This is a genomic window from Furfurilactobacillus sp. W61-4, assembly GCF_057545565.1.
The window spans coordinates 171,135-187,280 of the sequence record NZ_BAAJNZ010000001.1 but is presented as its reverse complement, the minus strand read 5'-3'; the positions used below and the strand labels follow the sequence as shown (position 1 = coordinate 187,280).

General features: G+C 43.8%; 15 protein-coding genes and 1 tRNA gene. 4 read left to right on the top strand and 12 right to left on the bottom strand.

Annotated features, from left to right (window positions below; genetic code table 11):
- Positions 1 to 48: 48 nt before the first annotated feature.
- Positions 49 to 288, bottom strand: a complete 240-nt coding sequence (locus AC27FN_RS00970) for a DUF896 domain-containing protein (protein ID WP_487166165.1) — start codon at positions 286 to 288, stop codon at positions 49 to 51.
- Between the two features lie 249 nt (positions 289 to 537).
- Here AC27FN_RS00970 and lexA point away from each other — a divergent pair, with 249 nt between their 5' ends.
- Positions 538 to 1,167 carry a transcriptional repressor LexA gene (gene lexA, locus AC27FN_RS00965; RefSeq protein ID WP_487166164.1) on the top strand — a complete coding sequence of 210 codons (630 nt, stop codon included), beginning with the start codon at positions 538 to 540 and terminating at the stop codon, positions 1,165 to 1,167.
- Positions 1,168 to 1,256: 89 nt separating this feature from the next.
- Here the strand turns inward: lexA and AC27FN_RS00960 are convergent, their stop codons facing one another.
- On the bottom strand, positions 1,257 to 1,697 hold the full coding sequence (locus tag AC27FN_RS00960; RefSeq protein ID WP_487166163.1) for a nucleoside 2-deoxyribosyltransferase: 441 nt from the start codon (positions 1,695 to 1,697) through the stop codon (positions 1,257 to 1,259).
- Between the two features lie 287 nt (positions 1,698 to 1,984).
- Here AC27FN_RS00960 and AC27FN_RS00955 point away from each other — a divergent pair, with 287 nt between their 5' ends.
- On the top strand, positions 1,985 to 2,638 hold the full coding sequence (locus AC27FN_RS00955) for a hypothetical protein (RefSeq protein ID WP_487166162.1): 654 nt from the start codon (positions 1,985 to 1,987) through the stop codon (positions 2,636 to 2,638).
- A 380-nt stretch (positions 2,639 to 3,018) separates the two neighbouring features.
- Here the strand turns inward: AC27FN_RS00955 and AC27FN_RS00950 are convergent, their stop codons facing one another.
- The 4 genes from AC27FN_RS00950 to AC27FN_RS00935 form a co-directional block, all read right to left on the bottom strand.
- Positions 3,019 to 4,803, bottom strand: a complete 1,785-nt coding sequence (locus AC27FN_RS00950) for an RNA-directed DNA polymerase (protein ID WP_487166161.1) — start codon at positions 4,801 to 4,803, stop codon at positions 3,019 to 3,021.
- Positions 4,804 to 5,468: 665 nt separating this feature from the next.
- Entirely contained in the window at positions 5,469 to 5,840 is a 372-nt protein-coding gene (locus AC27FN_RS00945; RefSeq protein ID WP_487166160.1) for a restriction endonuclease, read from the bottom strand.
- A 46-nt stretch (positions 5,841 to 5,886) separates the two neighbouring features.
- Positions 5,887 to 6,720 carry a hypothetical protein gene (locus AC27FN_RS00940; protein WP_487166159.1) on the bottom strand — a complete coding sequence of 278 codons (834 nt, stop codon included), beginning with the start codon at positions 6,718 to 6,720 and terminating at the stop codon, positions 5,887 to 5,889.
- Positions 6,721 to 7,065: 345 nt separating this feature from the next.
- Positions 7,066 to 7,154, bottom strand: a tRNA-Ser gene (locus tag AC27FN_RS00935).
- A 125-nt stretch (positions 7,155 to 7,279) separates the two neighbouring features.
- Here AC27FN_RS00935 and AC27FN_RS00930 point away from each other — a divergent pair.
- Positions 7,280 to 8,446, top strand: a complete 1,167-nt coding sequence (locus AC27FN_RS00930; RefSeq protein WP_487166158.1) for a hydroxymethylglutaryl-CoA synthase — start codon at positions 7,280 to 7,282, stop codon at positions 8,444 to 8,446.
- 47 nt (positions 8,447 to 8,493) lie between these two features.
- Here the strand turns inward: AC27FN_RS00930 and AC27FN_RS00925 are convergent, their stop codons facing one another.
- The 5 genes from AC27FN_RS00925 to rnz all read right to left on the bottom strand — a co-directional run bounded on the left by AC27FN_RS00925 (position 8,494) and on the right by rnz (position 13,679).
- Positions 8,494 to 9,012: an adenine phosphoribosyltransferase gene (locus AC27FN_RS00925; RefSeq protein WP_487166157.1), complete on the bottom strand. Its 519-nt coding sequence runs from the start codon at positions 9,010 to 9,012 to the stop codon at positions 8,494 to 8,496.
- A 13-nt stretch (positions 9,013 to 9,025) separates the two neighbouring features.
- On the bottom strand, positions 9,026 to 11,359 hold the full coding sequence (gene recJ / locus AC27FN_RS00920; RefSeq protein WP_487166156.1) for a single-stranded-DNA-specific exonuclease RecJ: 2,334 nt from the start codon (positions 11,357 to 11,359) through the stop codon (positions 9,026 to 9,028).
- A 105-nt stretch (positions 11,360 to 11,464) separates the two neighbouring features.
- Positions 11,465 to 11,842, bottom strand: a complete 378-nt coding sequence (locus AC27FN_RS00915) for a LapA family protein (RefSeq protein WP_487166155.1) — start codon at positions 11,840 to 11,842, stop codon at positions 11,465 to 11,467.
- Positions 11,839 to 12,708 (bottom strand): SDR family NAD(P)-dependent oxidoreductase, encoded by an 870-nt coding sequence (locus AC27FN_RS00910; RefSeq protein WP_487166154.1) that lies wholly within the window; start codon positions 12,706 to 12,708, stop codon positions 11,839 to 11,841. Before AC27FN_RS00910 ends, AC27FN_RS00915 begins: the two co-directional genes overlap by 4 nt.
- 41 nt (positions 12,709 to 12,749) lie before the next feature.
- The gene (gene rnz, locus AC27FN_RS00905) at positions 12,750 to 13,679 is read right to left on the bottom strand and encodes a ribonuclease Z (RefSeq protein ID WP_487166153.1); all 930 of its coding nucleotides are present in this window, start codon (positions 13,677 to 13,679) and stop codon (positions 12,750 to 12,752) included.
- Positions 13,680 to 13,918: 239 nt separating this feature from the next.
- On the opposite strand from rnz, the gene AC27FN_RS00900 reads away from it, so the two are divergent.
- Positions 13,919 to 14,197, top strand: a complete 279-nt coding sequence (locus AC27FN_RS00900; protein ID WP_487166152.1) for a hypothetical protein — start codon at positions 13,919 to 13,921, stop codon at positions 14,195 to 14,197.
- Between the two features lie 7 nt (positions 14,198 to 14,204).
- Here the strand turns inward: AC27FN_RS00900 and AC27FN_RS00895 are convergent, their stop codons facing one another.
- Positions 14,205 to 16,127: an acyltransferase family protein gene (locus AC27FN_RS00895; RefSeq protein WP_487166151.1), complete on the bottom strand. Its 1,923-nt coding sequence runs from the start codon at positions 16,125 to 16,127 to the stop codon at positions 14,205 to 14,207.
- Positions 16,128 to 16,146: the final 19 nt, after the last annotated feature.

The window sequence follows — 16,146 nt, the reverse complement described above, 5'->3', positions numbered from 1 at the left end:
ACAAGTAAGGACCGCTTGAAAACCCTTTACCTATAAAAAGATCCTAAATTAATCATCACGCAGTCCTTTATCTCGCTGAACTTTTTTAACCTTTTCTGGGGTCACCTCATTACCGTCATCGTCAAACACCTGTAACATTTCAACCTGTGACTTAAACGCTTTTCTGAAGTTGGCAAGAAATTCTTGCCGCAATTTCTTTTGTTCGGCTTTTTCAGCTTCAGATAATCCGTCACTTTTCTCTTTGTGAGCCAATTCATTTATCCGTGCGCGCAGTTTTTCTGCATCCATTGCTGGTCTCCTTTACTGGCGGATCGGAACATCCACCATCAATATTTAAATTTTATTATACGCTTGGTTTCCGCATTTCCCAAAAGATTCATCGCTGACCGAACATTTGTTTGACCCAACGTTTTTCATGTGCTAAATTTGATGTATCAGCAAGTGTTGAGAAGGTCAAACTTCCTACCCACCTTGGGTTTAATCAGCAACATCATGCTAGAACTTAATGTTCGTAAAAAATCCAATGAGGTATCAGAAATGTCAAAGAATGCAGAAAGTAAACAGATGGCGGTCCTTCGTTTCATCTACGACCGGGTCAGCGAGAAAGGTTATCCGCCGACTGTCCGTGAGATTGGCGAGGCTGTTGACCTATCCTCAACTTCGACGGTGCATGGTCATATTGACCGCTTACAAAAAAAAGGTCTGCTCGTCAAAGACCCAACTAAACCCAGAGCCATTGAACTAACCGATGACGGTTTAAGCGCATTAGGTGTCTCAACAACGCCTAATGAAATCCCCTTACTCGGTGTGGTCGCCGCTGGTGAACCAATTTTAGCAGTTCAAGAAGCGACGGACTTCTTCCCGATCCCGCCAGAATTATCTGACTACGATGGCGACCTTTTCATGTTAACGATTCGTGGAGATAGTATGATCAACATGGGCATTTTGACTGGCGATCGCGTGATCGTTCGTCGCCAGCAAAATGCGGATAATGGTGATATTGTCATTGCCATGACGGACGAAAACGAAGCCACTTGTAAACGTTTCTTCAAGGAATCGGATCATTACCGCTTGCAACCCGAAAATGACGAAATGGCGCCAATTATTCTAAACAATGTGACCATTTTAGGTAAAGTTGTTGGTTTATACCGAGATGCCATTTACTAGTCCGCTCCATTTATAAACAGAGCTAAACAAAAAATCCTTCCATTTAGTGGAGGGATTTTTGTTTACTCATCATTAAAAACATCGCTTAGTTATTGGATATCACCGGTGTAGGTCGTGTGTGGCAGATCATTAAAATCCAGGGTCTTAATGGTCAGCGCATCGGTGACGTAAGTTGTTGCACCTTGAATCAACATCAAATTGACTAATCCCGACTTTTCATGTAACAACACAACGGGCTTCCCTTGAGCCACTGCATAGCCGATTTCAAATGCTGTCCCACTATCAACCGAATCATCAATAAAATCTGCCACCGCGACAATCGCATCTGCAGCATTTAAGTGGTCTAAATCATGTTGATACGCCGTTGTTTGCCATGCCTCACTGCCAAATGTTAAATCTGGAAATTGTGATAAGCGTGGACTAAAGACGTCCCCAACGGTTTTATTATCCGCAAGCGCTTGTTCAACCCGCTTAACCCGATCGATTTGTGCTTCATCAAAAAATGGACTAGCTAAATAAATTGAATTCAATGTGTTGCCTCCTCAAATTAGTATCGCCATTATATCAAAAGACGAACATCTGTGTAAACTAAAACTCAATTGTTTTTAGTTTACCCTCATTTAAAAATAATTTGCACTGGTTAAACTAATTATCGTTCTAATTCAAGAACATTATGATTAACAACCGCTTCTTTTAAAAAACAATGATTTGGTTACCTAACCAGACACACTAATCCTAATTGTAAAAAGTTCACTTTTTACTTAAGAGTTAACATGGTAAAATAGCTTCAGCAAAAGTTACGGAAAGAGGATTTGGCATGATCTATTTAACAGTTTTTGGCGGCATTGCCCTAATTTTGGCGATTTTTTATTTACTCAATTCTATCCAGAGTTATCACACTTGGCGATTTGCCACTCTTTTAGTGGTTATTTTTGCCCTTGCCACCGGCTATGGTGCAATTCATTTACCGGCTCAACATCGCCAGGCACAACAACAGGCCAAGAAAGCAGCCGTTTCCCAGAAAAAAAACAGTTCGCAAACAAAGGCCGCTCAGCAATCCTCATTAACTAAGGCCGCCTCAACATTTAACCCTACTGGAACCGTCATTAACGGCGAAACGGAATCACAAAAGAGTGCGGCCCGTGCTAACGCTGAACAGCAGATGACCAAGCAACTTGGCACGGCTTTCGCCAATTTTGGGAAAGTAACTTTTGCGGCTGATAGTAAAACATATACCATCACGCCAACTAATGCTGATACGGTTAAGGCGTTAGAAGCACTTGAGGCGACGCCAAGCCAAGCTGAACAAGCACAATGGCCAACATTAACAGAAAATTTCAGAAAATCGTCAGCCAACGTCAGCAAATCACTTCAGGCCGATTACACGATTAACTTAGTTAGTCCGGACCAAGATGGTAAAGTTCTTTACAGCGCCAAAAATGGACAAACGGTCACTGATTTCACAAAATAAAAACGGCTAGTGTCAACTTCATCGCGTCAAAAAAGTGAGCTAATTCCTTACCAAACAGGAATTAGCTCACTTTTCTTCTTTGCTTAGCAACCGCTTAGCAGCGGCCTAAATTAAGGAGAGTACAGGAATTGAACCTGCGCGCCCGCTCAACACGGGTTCGACGGATTTCGAGTTGTAACCTGACGGTTTGAATGTCGCTGGATTATTGATTTAACAGCATTATTGGTGCGATTGAAACGGTTGAAATTGGCTGAACTTAGATGAAATGGTACTGAATTGGCACGCAAATATACTTGGTTGGTCGTCATTGGTTGGCGGCCTTTTGGAATCATTCAAGTGCAAGAAGCCCAAACTAGTAAACTAGAATTCCGGATTCGATACTACTTTACATAACGTGTTAAATATTCGATGACCCCCAGCTTGTCCCATTGAATTTGCGAACTATTGCTTGATAAAAATAATTTTCTAATTTCCCGACTGTCAACATTTCTCTCAGTTGCAACCCAAAGCTGACTCAGTGGGAGCCACCACTTTGATTGTGAAATCTTCTGCCAGTCAGTTACTCTCGCCACAAGAGCATCTTCAATTTTCCTGTTGGCGGATTTGCTATGAGGTTTCGTTAATACGGTTAACACAATTGGGCTCGGGTCGGTGCACTCTTTTAGGTACCGAGAAACAACTTTCATAGTCTCAGCGGATACACCAGCTTTTGAAAGAACATAGAAGTACCAAGCTTCCAAATCAGAATCAGCAAAGTTTTCTTTCACGTAGTCAAACTCTGAAAAGAGTCGTGCCCAACATTGATGTCGAATTTGAGGTTTTACAGAACTCAGAATTTCAAAAATAAGCTTATACGTCTGCATGCAAATAATTGGAAGCACATATGCAACCTTTATCAGAAATTCAAGAAATGAAAGTACTATTTGATCATTACTGAAGCATATCTGCCCTTGCTTCACTTTATTCTTAAAAAATGTGAGAACTGCTTTTAATGTTGGAACATCTGAAGTATCAATCATCTGCGCCATTAAATCATGAATGCGCTGATATTGGTCAAACCTAAAAGACGACTTTCTTCTGCCTCCGAGGATTGAGTTTATAGCTGGATAATTCTCGAAATGTGCTTGTTTCTGAATCTCAAAACCTTTGAATAATTTAACTTTAGTTTCATTGAACGATAGCTCGTGCGACCGGAATAGCTTAATCAGCATATTTTTAACAAGTTCTAGATCAGTAACAGTCCTCCCGAAGAACCGATAATCGTCAACATACCGCGTAAAGTTTACATCCAGATTTTTCCTACTTAGTTCAACAGCAATTTTCTGATCCAGAGAAAGTTGAAAAATTTCTGCAGACACCTTCGAGGAGATTGGCCCCTGAATCATTCCTTTTGTATGATTGTCGTTAATTTTTTGATTGAATTCATCCAGCCAATTTAGATATTTTTGCAAAGATCTCTCAGCATTTTGACTCGAAAAATGAAAACTAGCTACATCAATCTGTGCCAGTAAGTGCGTATAGATGTTTTCAAAGTATTTACTTAAGTCAATCTGTAAAACAAATGGATAAGTTGACTCGATTCTGTATTTATGAAGTTTACTTTCCTTAAAGAAGTTATTCGTCTGTTCGTATCCAATAAATCCAGCTGCTTCTGCAACTGCCTCAGAATCCTCATCGTCATCAAAGGGGTCATACAGCATAGCTGAGAAAATCCCATCACGTCCGATTATTGGAGACTCAGAATGACTTGTCCGTCCGTCAAGGCGATCCGCTTTTGAATATATTTGATTTAATGCATCATCAGCAATCAGCAAACTATTGTATGCGAACATGACTGCATGCTTAATATTTGGAATTGCCATTGGTCGCCAAGATTCATCGATTTTCAAAGTAAAAAATTTAATTGACTCTGCCGCCCAATTCCCTCCAAATATATATTTTGGCGGTTTGATTCCGGGATCAAGTCGCGAAATATACTTTGACGTGCTGTCCATCTTGAAAAGAGTCTTTTTAGGCTTCTGAGCAAGTTCTTCAATGAGCGCAGTTACTGACTCCTTTGTAATTACGTCGGTCAACAAAGGCGGCAATTGAGTAGCAAACATTCCATTAATAAGAATTTCTGCATCTTTAGATTCAGATTCACTGAGCATAAAATTATCCAGCATAGGTTTATCTCACTTAAGAAATTTTTTGGTCACTTTGAATCTAGATAGTCCGATATTAAAGACCAAAGTTGTAATCTGACTAGTTAAATGACATCGGATTGTTGATTTATCAATATTCCTGGCGCGATTGAAACGGTTTAAATCGACTAAATTTGAATGAAGTGGTATTGAATTGGCTCGCAAATATTACTTGGCTGGTCGTCACTTGTTGACAGCCCTTTTCATTATAAAATCGTCGACTGGAAATTTTAGCAGCTAATATAATAGAGGTTTTCTCTGCGATTTGAATAATTGATACTCCAGCAAGCACGCTTCAATGAAAGTGCTCTGAAAACTCAATCGGCATGTAATAAACAAAGTTATATGCTTGGTGTTTAGCGGTCGTCTTCGTTGTTCTCCACATTATAACGAGTGACTCGCCCAAGATACTGGCGATACTCCATCAGAGTCGGGGGAGCTTTTAACAAGTGATTAATTTCGATTCAAGTTCATGAAAATTCGCCTGACCTGTCGGCTTCAAGATCCGTGTGTCGTTGATAAGATTATCGGTGTTCATTGCTTTTTTTGCAAGGTCGTAATACTACTATGTTGTTTCAACAATCTGTGATTCTATCGGAACATTTTGCATTAGATTTAGTGGTTCCATTTCATCATGTCTCCTTAGGCTAAATTAATAAGTCGCCGATTACCTTAACAGATGCCTCAAATCTGACTTTATCGAGGCCATCCACAGAATAAGACTGTCGCCTGGCGCGAATACGATCCTGCTCTTTAGCATTCAGTTCACCCGTTTCACGAATTGTCTTTGTATCGATGATAAAATAGAATCGGCCATTGCCATCCGATTCGCCCAAAATTGCCCAGTCAGGATTGTAATTACCAAATGGTGTTGGAATCTTAAACCTGTTAGGCAACTTTAAAAAATAGCGAATACGTTTTTCCTGTGCTAATGCCTTTGCGAAATTCTCTTCCTCCTTCGATTGGACAGCTATCTGCTTATACAGTGTCTTACTTAGTGAATAGCAGGTTTGGGGCACTTGCCACAGAGTGTTTCCAGCTGCTTCCTACAGCTGGAAACTATCCTTACCACAGTTTTGCACTTTGAACGTAGACCAGTAATTTGTTCAGCAATTTGCGTTGATGCACCTGAATTTTGCTGATTGCACAACGCACGAACAGCGCGGAATTCTGCTTAAGACGGATCATAAATTCAGGATCAATCTTGACTGCTTGCAGAATGATTTTAATAATTGCCACGCGGGTCCGACCCACTCGATCAGCAATCTGATGGGTAACATCCATAATCGGCATATTATCCCACGTTGGATAGGTTGTGTTCGTTTCTACGACTTCATCATCAATTCGATTCGTTGCCAGTCTTAAGCGGGCACGAGTCTGAATGGCAGTCATTGGCGTAACCTGAATCTCACAAAGTGGATTATCGCCATCAACAATGTCGTCGATCAGTTCAGGTTCACTGAAACAAACATGATAGTTGACTTCATATGCAATCTGGTTCCAGAGATCAGTGAAATATTCATTATTCTTATCAGTTAACTCGACCGTACGTCGTTCTCTTCGATTAGACGGCGTTGGAGCGTCGAAATGAACACGTGTCTGCTTAATTAAGGCGTCGGTCGTCCCCCGCGTATCTAATTCAACATGGGCTGCATTCAACACGATTTCAGCTCGTTTAGCCGGTGTTGCAGTATTTTTCAGCTGTTTAAGCCTCAGGGTGCCATCAATTTCGACTACATCTGCCCGCTTCAACACTGATAAAAACTTTTGTGATTCAATCATCGTTACTGTGGTAGTTCTCTTAGCACGCTCAGAATCATCAAGGTCTGATTCTTGACGCTCTTCAATGCCGTTCTCACCAATTTGAGTTACTCGATCAGGCACCTCATTAATGATCATCCCGGCATTCACACGTCGCCCCATTGGTCGAACAAGAAACAGAGCACACGATCATCAAGGAACGACTGGGGCACGCCAGAATCGTTATAACGATTGACACTTATGGGCATCTTTTCCCAAACAAGCAACGCGAAACCGCCGACGCTCTCGACAAATTTTTCTAAAAGAAAGGTCTGATCACATGAAATTCCGGGCGCGTTTACCGCCTAAAACGGCAGCCTGATTTTTCGAGCTGGTACTGCACTGGTACTGGAATGCCGATTTCGACCCCAAACAAGTGTTTGAAAGCAACAAAAAGCCGCAACCTCGAAAGGCTGCGGAGCGCTGACATATCAACGTTTATTAAGGAGAGTACAGGAATTGAACCTGCGCGCCCGCTCAACACGGGTTCGACGGATTTCGAGTCCGTTGCATTACCACTCTGCCAACTCTCCAAAGCATGTCGCAAGTAATAGTATAACAATCACAGATTTGACTGTAAAGACATCAGCGGTTAAAGTTAATGAACGGTTTGAAAATAAATTTACCAAGCACTTCGAAAATAAATGAGGCAAGAATAATGAAAGTTGGTATCGATAAAATAGGGTTTTACACCCCACAATATTTTTTGGATATGACCGATCTGGCCCATGCTCGTGGCGATGATCCGGATAAGTATCATATCGGCATTGGACAATCACAAATGGCAGTCGTCCCGATTACCCAAGACGTGGTCACCATGGCAGCTAATGCAGCGGCTCAAATTCTGACCGAAGAGGATCGTTCGACCATCGATTTGATCTTATTCGCAACTGAATCAGGAATTGATAACTCCAAAGCTGCGGCAATTTACCTTCAGCATTTGCTTGGACTGACCGAACATACCCGAGCGATTGAGGTTAAAGAAGCCTGTTACTCGGCGACTGCTGCTTTACAGTTAGGCAAAGATTACTTACTAGCCCACCCAAAACGTCGCGTGCTTATCATAGCTGCTGACATAGCTCGCTATGGCCTGAAGACTTCCGGTGAGATCACTCAGGGTGCCGGTGCCGTGGCAATGGTGATGAGCCAAGACCCGACAATTTTGGCGTTAAGCGATGAGAGCACGTATTTAACCCGAGATGTGATGGACTTTTGGCGCCCGATCTATGCGACGGAGGCCCGTGTGGACGGCCATTACTCCGCTAATATTTATATCGACTTCTTCCAAGATATTTGGCATCAGTTCACAAAAACTTATCATCATCAATTGTCAGATTATCAGGCACTGTTATTCCATTTGCCATTTTCAAAAATGGGATTAAAAGCATTGCGCACGGTTTTGCCTGAAACAGACCCTGAGCATGCCGAACAATTAACCAGTCATTTCGAACAAGCCAGAGTTTGGAATCGCCGAGTTGGCAATTTATACACTGGCTCGCTTTATTTGAGTCTGCTATCGCTTTTAGCAAACGGGGATCTGGCTGCAGGCGCTTCACTAGGTTTATTCAGCTATGGATCGGGCGCAGAAGGAGAATTTTTCACGGGAACCCTGCAAGCTAATTATCAATCCGGATTCGACCAAGCCGCAATTGAGCAGTTGTTAGACAAGCGGCAGCAAGTAGATGTCCCAACCTATGAACAAATGTTTTTAACGCAATTGCCAACGAATGGTTCAACCCAGTTGAATGATACCAGCGAAGATCCCAGCCGATTTGTACTGGCAGGAATCAGAGAAGAACAACGACAATACCGTGAACAAAACTAGACTAAAAAACATTCACCGTTTTTACAAAACAGTGAATGTTTTTTCGACTAATAATCCATTAAAACTAATGTATCGTAATCTTTTAACTTGGCCAATCCGTTCAATTCCTTAAGCTGAAGTAAGAAAGCACAGCCAACAACGACACCGCCCAATTGTTCGACAAGCTTGATCGTTGCTTCAATTGTGCCACCAGTGGCTAAAATATCGTCAGTGACTAACACGCGTTGCCCCGGCTGAATTGCGTCATCATGCATGTATAATGAGGCGGTTCCATACTCTAAAGCGTAATCAGCTTTAATCGTTTTACGTGGTAACTTCCCTTTTTTACGTGCTGGGGCAAAACCGATGCCTAATTCGTAAGCTACCGGACAACCAACAATGAAGCCACGTGATTCGGGTCCGACCACCATATCTACATGCTTATCACGCGCATAACTGACGATCGTATCTGTCGCTTGATGATAGGCTTCTCCGTCCCCCATCAGTGGTGAAATATCGCGAAACATAATGCCCTTTTCTGGATAGTCTGGCACCGTCGCGATGTACTTGGTTAAATCTAAGGTCACGTTTTTCACTCCTTTAAATAGCCTGGTTCATTGCTTCCACCAACCAAGCTTTTAGTTGGGGGCCTTTTGAATACAATAATTTTTCTTCGGCGTCAATCCGTTGTAACCGCTGATGATAGGCCGCCATTTCTGACAACTTAGCAGGCTTGGGATCGCTGACACCGTTCATCACACCAGCTTCTATTTTAACAAATCCCGCCTCAAAAAACAGCTGAATCATGAAAATCAGCTTGTTCAAATCAATCTTTAAAAAATCGGCGAGAACGGCCATCTGCTGGCCCACATCGACATTTTGATGGGTTTTGATAAAATTGAACAACTTGCTATATTCGGCCCGACTCGGCATCCCACTCAAAAAAGCTGAATCCCGTTCATAGAAATAGGTCGTTAGTTCATCCACCCGCGTCGCCGCTAAAACTTGCTGCAGCACCGTTAAGGACGGTGGACAGTCTACAATGACCAAATCTTTAATGCTTGCTGGCAACTCATTCACACCAACCCGAAGCACCTGAGCATCATCGGACAAATAAGGCTGCAACTGATCGGCCAATTTTCCCTGGAAGAATAAATAAGTCGCCGGTCGGGCAAACAATGGCTTCGTCAGATTATTGGTCCGGGTCAACACAATGGCAACCCCTTCCACCTGAAGGTCTTTCACCATCAGTTGATAGGTGGTTCGCCCTTGCCAAGTATTGGCAGACAGTGTCCCAACAACGGCAACATTTTCCGGGTTAGCCGTAACCTGATCTATAGCATGCCCCAAACCGAAGGCAATCGCGGGCACCGACACCTGCTGATCATCAAATAACATGAATTTCAAATGGTTTTTAGCAGTGCCCATCGTTTTGATATTGTCGACATGGGTCGGCCGAATTTCAAAGATTGGCTGGGGATTATCCATACCGAAAGGTCCCAACTGTTGAACTTCCTGATAGGTCGATTCAGTTACTTCATTGACCGCGATCGTCGTCGTTACTGGCAAAGTCGCCTTTTGAGTGACATCAATAGCTTGACTTTCCCCGGCGTCGATCAATGTCTGTGTCAGTAAATCTAACTGCGCCTGTGCCACAGTTAGACCACAAGCCATGGCGTGTCCACCAAAAGCGACTAAATGGTCACGAATCGGATTCAACGCAGCAAACAGATCAAACCCCTCAATACTGCGCCCAGACCCTTTCAGCGTACCTTGATCAGGATTGTCACTTAACACTAATGTCGGTTTATGCGTGGCTTCGACGATTTTACTAGCAACGATTCCCAAAACGCCTTCATGCCAGCCTTGACCATGAATCACTAAAGCTGTCCGCGCTTGATTTTCAGCATTCTGGGCCTGCGTTAGCGCATCTGCGCTAATTGTTTTAACCAACTCTTGACGAGCCTCATTTTGCCGATTAACTTGTTGCGCTAACTCAGTGGCACGATCTTCGTCTAAAGTCGTTAAGAGTTCCACTGCTGGATTGGCATCCCCTAAACGGCCTAAGGCATTTAAGCGCGGGGCGATCCCAAAGCCCACATGTTCCTCATTGATGGCAGTTGCGTCAATCCCTGCCGCTTTCATTAAGGCAATTAACCCGGGACGTTGCGTTTGACTGATGACTTGCAGCCCGAATTTTACTAACGCATGATTCTCGTCAGTTAAAGGCACTAAATCAGCAATTTCACCAATGGCAACTAGATCCAAAGCATCACTTAACTCATCTGCTGAAGCTTCTAGCAAACTTTGGGCAACTTTAAAGGCCACGCCAACCCCAGATAGCCCTCCGAACGGATAGTGTCCTTGCGGATGACGTGGATGAATAATCGCATAGGCGTCCGGTAATTCGGCTGGTAATTCGTGATGATCCGTGACCACCACATCAACTTGCCGTTGTTTTGCCGCATCGATGGCAGCCTGCCCGGCAACCCCATTATCAACCGTCACAAATAACTGAGTCCCAGCATCAATAAGGCGATTAAACGCCTCAACATTTGGGCCATAACCATCTGTAAAGCGATTCGGAATGTAGTAATTTACTTCAGCACCTAATTGGGCCAGCGTTTCATACATTAACGCAGTACTCGTCAAGCCATCGGCATCATAGTCCCCATAAACAGTAATTTGTTCACCATTAGACACTGCCGCTTGAATTCGGGCCACACCTTTAGCCATATCAAACATCGTATTAGGATCATGAAGTTGCTCAATCGTTGGCGTTAGCCAGGCCTGTACCTGTTCAACGGTCGTTAACTGACGACTGATTAATAAGCGGGCTAAAAACGGTGTAATCTCTGCGTTTTTAGCTAACGTCGCCACCTGAGTTTCATCCGCCGGTGTGCTTTTCTTCCAATTAAACTTGGCTTCTAACAAAATTATTGTCCCCTTCGCCTAAAATCACATTCAATCTGAATTAATTCAACGTAACGGCAAGCAGCCAGACCATAAAAGGTCTGGCTGTTTGATTAGCCCAACAGCTTAGTGGGCCAAATGGTCGTCGGTTGACGATTTGGCATCTAGTTGTTGTTGAAGCGTTTCAATCGTTTGTTCACGTTGTTTAATCAATTGATTTAATTGGTCATTTTTTTGCGTTAATGCTTGGTTTTGCTGCTGTAATTGCATGTTTTCTTGGCTCGTCTTAGCTTCATTAGGTTCCCGGTCACGGTGACCACCCGCTGAAACCAATACCGTAATCAACGCGCCAAATAACAGTGAAACAATTAAGATTAAAATCATCGGCCATCTCACCGTTGTGACGCCAAAGTGAATTGGGACTGAATTACCATTCATCACGGCAAAGATCGCGATGACCAACACCAACAACAAGCCTAACACTAGTCGCCATTGATTCTTCATTCGGCTGGCTCCTGACTTGATTCACTTAAATGAATCCGGTTAGCTGGTCGTGGTTTGAACACTTGTGACATGATAAAATCGCCAATCCCAGGCATTAGATGATAGGCTACCGCCAGTGAACGGAAATAGCGTGGAATGACTAAACTCCGCACATGGTATCCAATCGCATCAATGATGCGTTGAGCAACTAATTGGGGCGTCACCGTAAAATTAGCGACGCGGGCTAAATAATCGCCCTGTTGATCAGCCACGTTAAAGAAGTTTGTGGCCACTGGTCCAGGATTCACCGTTGTGACTTGAATTCCAAACGGTTGTAGTTCTTGACGCATCACATCGCTATAGCCAGTCACCGCTGCTTTGGTTGCCGTATACACAGCTGAATTCGGGGTTGGAATTAGGGCCGCCACGGAAGCAATGTTTACAATCGCCCCATAATGTTTATCGATCATCTGACTCGCCAATCGACGCGTGATATAAATTAGCCCCAACACATTAACTGCGAACATCTTTTGGGTTAAAGCGGCATCGGTTTCCAAACCAGGTTCCATATCGCCAAACCCAGCAGCATTAATCACGACGTCAACAGATCCGACTTCATGCCCGATTAACGTTAAGGTCTCATCGATCGCATCTGCATCGCTTAAATCCAACGGATAGGCAAACGCCGGCCGGCCAGAATAAATCATGCACTGTTGGGCCACCTGCTTTAACTTTTGCTGATTACGCGCAATCAAGACGACGATGGCACCTCGTTGCGCAGCTTCAAAAGCCGTGGCCTGTCCAATTCCTGATGACGCACCCGTAATTAACACAATTCGATTCTTCAAATTACGTAATTCTTTTAGTTTGCTCGATAAATTCATCATTCTACTCACCTCGGCGGCGCCTACCAACTAAGTAGGCCACCTTATTTTTTAAAAGGAATGTCGATGATATCAAAATCCCGCACAACCTTACTCCGTTTGAATGTTCGCTGTGCTTCACGCTCTAACTCTTTGGCTCCTCGTCCATTATAACGCGCCGAGATATGATTCAACAGTAGCCGGCCGACATGTGCATCGCGAGCCACTTGAGCCGCCTGGTCACTTGTTGAGTGATAGTAATTATGCGCCATTTTAGTTTCATCTGCAGCAAAGGTGCTTTCGTGAACCAAAACATCGGCATCCACCGCTAATTCAATGGATCGGCGATTTTTTCGCGTATCGCCGAGAATGGTCACAATTCGGCCTTTCTGGGCCGGACCGATGAAATCTTGACCGTTGAGTACTCGTCCATCTGGTAGGGCGACTTTTTTCCCAGCCTTCAACTGGCCGTAAATTGGCCCAGATGGCACCTTTTCGGCACTTAATTTGTCCACCAATAATTCGCCGCGATGATCTTTTTCAACGACTCGATAACCAAAAGTCAAAATCTTATGATCCAATCGTTTACACGAAACCGTGAACGTGGCGTCATCAAAAATGATACCGTCGCCATTTAGCTCTACGAATTTCAGCGGATAAGTCAGGCCAGACTCTGATAACCGTAGACTTGTCTGGACGTACTCCTTGATGCCACGGGGACCGTAAATCGTGAGTGGTTCATTGCCACCTTGAAATGAGCGAGAACTCAATAACCCAGGCAGACCGAACAAGTGATCACCATGTAAATGAGTGATAAAAATTTTTTCAATCTTGCGGGGCTTAATTGTGGTATTTAGAATTTGATGCTGTGTGCCTTCTCCACAATCAAATAACCACAATGCATTACGTTCATCCAATAATTTCAACGCTAAACTGGAAACATTTCGCGCTTTCGCCGGCGAACCGGCGCCGGTTCCTAAAAATTCAATTTCCATATCTGTCCCGTTTCCTAAATTTAAAAATAACCCAACCACATGTCGATAATTGGTCATTTACCCTAGTTTTAAAAAAATTAATCTGCTCTCAATTTTACTGAACTTAACCCTAAAAAACAATGGAAGCGTACGGGCGACTTGTTCGCGGCAGTACGCGTTTATCACGTGCAGCACCACTTACTTACAGCCTGATACGCATTAGTTGTGCTATGATGACCATACTTATCAGGAGGTTTTCTATGCGTCTCGTTGATTTTTCCTTTGCGACAGCCGGCTATGATCTTAACCGACCACTGTTTATTTATGAAGCGACTAAACCTCAACCCGTTACCGCTATTGAGATTGATTCAGCGACCCATCGCTTACAATTACAAGTTGGGACGAATTACCCAATCACCTTGGATCAATTTAACACACGAACTCAAAAAATTCCCGGTCACTGGCGCATTGTGCTGCTGCCAACCAACCGAGAATTATTTGGCTATCGTCTAATCGATGAAAAATTAGTTTTCATGTAAGGCCCGTTTAATGTTGGTTGACGATTGTTTGGACCACTAGTTTGGTATAGGCGAGGCTGCCTGTTGGATTAGGATGCACATGATCTTCGCCAAACCAACTAGGTTGATTATGGCTAAGGCCATACCAATCCACCAAATAAACCTGTTTAGAACGATCCGCATTAAATTTAATGAGGTCATTGACCTGATTTTGCCAGTTTTTTGTTGGGACGACGGTATTAACCCAGAACACCCGTCGTTTAGGACCAATGGCTTTCAGCACATCGTCGACTTGACCTTGAGTCAACGGCGAATTTGTCCCTAAATTAATGAGGACGTTAGGCGCCAAGAGTTGCCGCTTTTTAAGATCAGCAATAACTGCCGGAGCCTGCCAGACTTGTCGACCAACCTTTGCATCCACATAAGCATGACCAAAGACCTGCTGCAAATTATCCGCATTATCTACTAACACGGAGTCACCGATCGCTGTCACAGAGGTCTGTTGAGCTGCTAACATCATCGCTGGGGTTAAACCAAACTTAGTGGCCGTTTGCTTTTGGGCAGGATTTAGTTGTTTGTCAGCTGCCGCGTCTGTTTGCCGTGATTGCTTCCGTGAAGCATTTAACGCGGCTTTTTCTTTGGCTACTTTACGATTACGCACATCAGCGCGCTTTCCGGCCGCGTCAATCTGTTTAGCTTGCGCGTTTTTGGCGCCGTTAACACGACTGGGAGCTTGCACGAAGCCGGCCAAAGTCAACAAAGTTAACACTAACATCACACCGATAGTCCCCAACTTAGCAGGCTGGTTAAGCCATTGCATCGGTTGTCGTATTTTCCGCTGCAGTTGCCGCCAATTGATCGACCAGCTTCGACCAGCTAACGGTTGTTCGATAAATCGATAAGATAATTCGGTCACGATTAAAATAAGTATTAGCTCAACTAATGAATTAAGCACTGGATGAGCCGCCACGTTCACAACGCGTCGTTCGTAAAAAACCATCACCGGAAATTGATATAGATAAATCCCATAACTCCGCTTGCCAATCCAGGTGAACACAGGGTTGGTCAACCATCGATTCCAACTAGCTCCCGGGTGAACAATCACCGCAATCATGAAGGTCGTCAGCACCGAAAACAAGGCCATGCCACCACGATAAGTGATGGCGTCGGTTCCTGAGATTAACCAATACATAAGGACCATGACCACTAGGCTAATTCCACCGATCCAATTCAACAGCCGCCGCCCGCCGACTTTAAGGTGGGGATTAAGTTGGCGTGACGGCCAAATCGTTGCCAATGCAGCCCCCAAGAATAAAGAAAAGGCCCGCGTATCTGAACCATAATAAACCCGGTTAACACTCGCATCGCCATGATACAACACAGCCATTAAAATCATTGACAAAACGGCCAATCCAGCCAATGTACTGGCGATTCTGGCGCGCTGTTTCAACCATTTAACGAGTCCCCAAATTACAAACGGCCAGATTAAGTAAAACTGTCCCTCAATGGATAATGTCCATAGATGCGTAAATGGCGATTCACCATTAAACCGATCAAAATACGATTGTCCGTGGCTAATTTCAAACCAATTATAGACATATAGCACATTTGTAATAATCGTGGCGCGCAAACCAGCCAGCAGCGGCCGCGCAAACACCGTAATATAAGCGCTAGTACTAATTAACATGGCAAATAACGCCGGTGACAGTCGTTTTAGTCGATGCCGATAAAATTGTCCAACCGAAAATGCATTTCCTTGATGGATCTGATCCAAAAAACTATCGGTCACTAAATAACCAGTCAGACCAAAAAAGATGGGTACCCCAAGGAACCCACCCGGTAAAAACGCAGGTAACAAATGATACGCAATGACACCCAGTACCGCAATGGTTCGAAAACCATCGATACCAGTGATATAGTGCCGCTGTTTTGGCACTGTTTTTACTGCCATGTGAAAACCCTCTAATTTC

Bases quoted from the DNA above. Each gene is read 5' to 3' on its own strand.
- AC27FN_RS00930 (WP_487166158.1), top strand. From the start codon at position 7,280: ATGAAAGTTGGTATCGATAAAATAGGGTTTTACACCCCACAATATTTT.
- AC27FN_RS00970 (WP_487166165.1), bottom strand. From the start codon at position 288: ATGGATGCAGAAAAACTGCGCGCACGGATAAATGAATTGGCTCACAAA.
- AC27FN_RS00900 (WP_487166152.1), top strand. From the start codon at position 13,919: ATGCGTCTCGTTGATTTTTCCTTTGCGACAGCCGGCTATGATCTTAAC.
- AC27FN_RS00940 (WP_487166159.1), bottom strand. From the start codon at position 6,720: ATGATCATTAATGAGGTGCCTGATCGAGTAACTCAAATTGGTGAGAAC.
- AC27FN_RS00950 (WP_487166161.1), bottom strand. From the start codon at position 4,803: ATGCTGGATAATTTTATGCTCAGTGAATCTGAATCTAAAGATGCAGAA.
- AC27FN_RS00955 (WP_487166162.1), top strand. From the start codon at position 1,985: ATGATCTATTTAACAGTTTTTGGCGGCATTGCCCTAATTTTGGCGATT.
- AC27FN_RS00915 (WP_487166155.1), bottom strand. From the start codon at position 11,842: ATGAAGAATCAATGGCGACTAGTGTTAGGCTTGTTGTTGGTGTTGGTC.
- AC27FN_RS00910 (WP_487166154.1), bottom strand. From the start codon at position 12,708: ATGATGAATTTATCGAGCAAACTAAAAGAATTACGTAATTTGAAGAAT.
- AC27FN_RS00895 (WP_487166151.1), bottom strand. From the start codon at position 16,127: ATGGCAGTAAAAACAGTGCCAAAACAGCGGCACTATATCACTGGTATC.
- lexA (WP_487166164.1), top strand. From the start codon at position 538: ATGTCAAAGAATGCAGAAAGTAAACAGATGGCGGTCCTTCGTTTCATC.
- rnz (WP_487166153.1), bottom strand. From the start codon at position 13,679: ATGGAAATTGAATTTTTAGGAACCGGCGCCGGTTCGCCGGCGAAAGCG.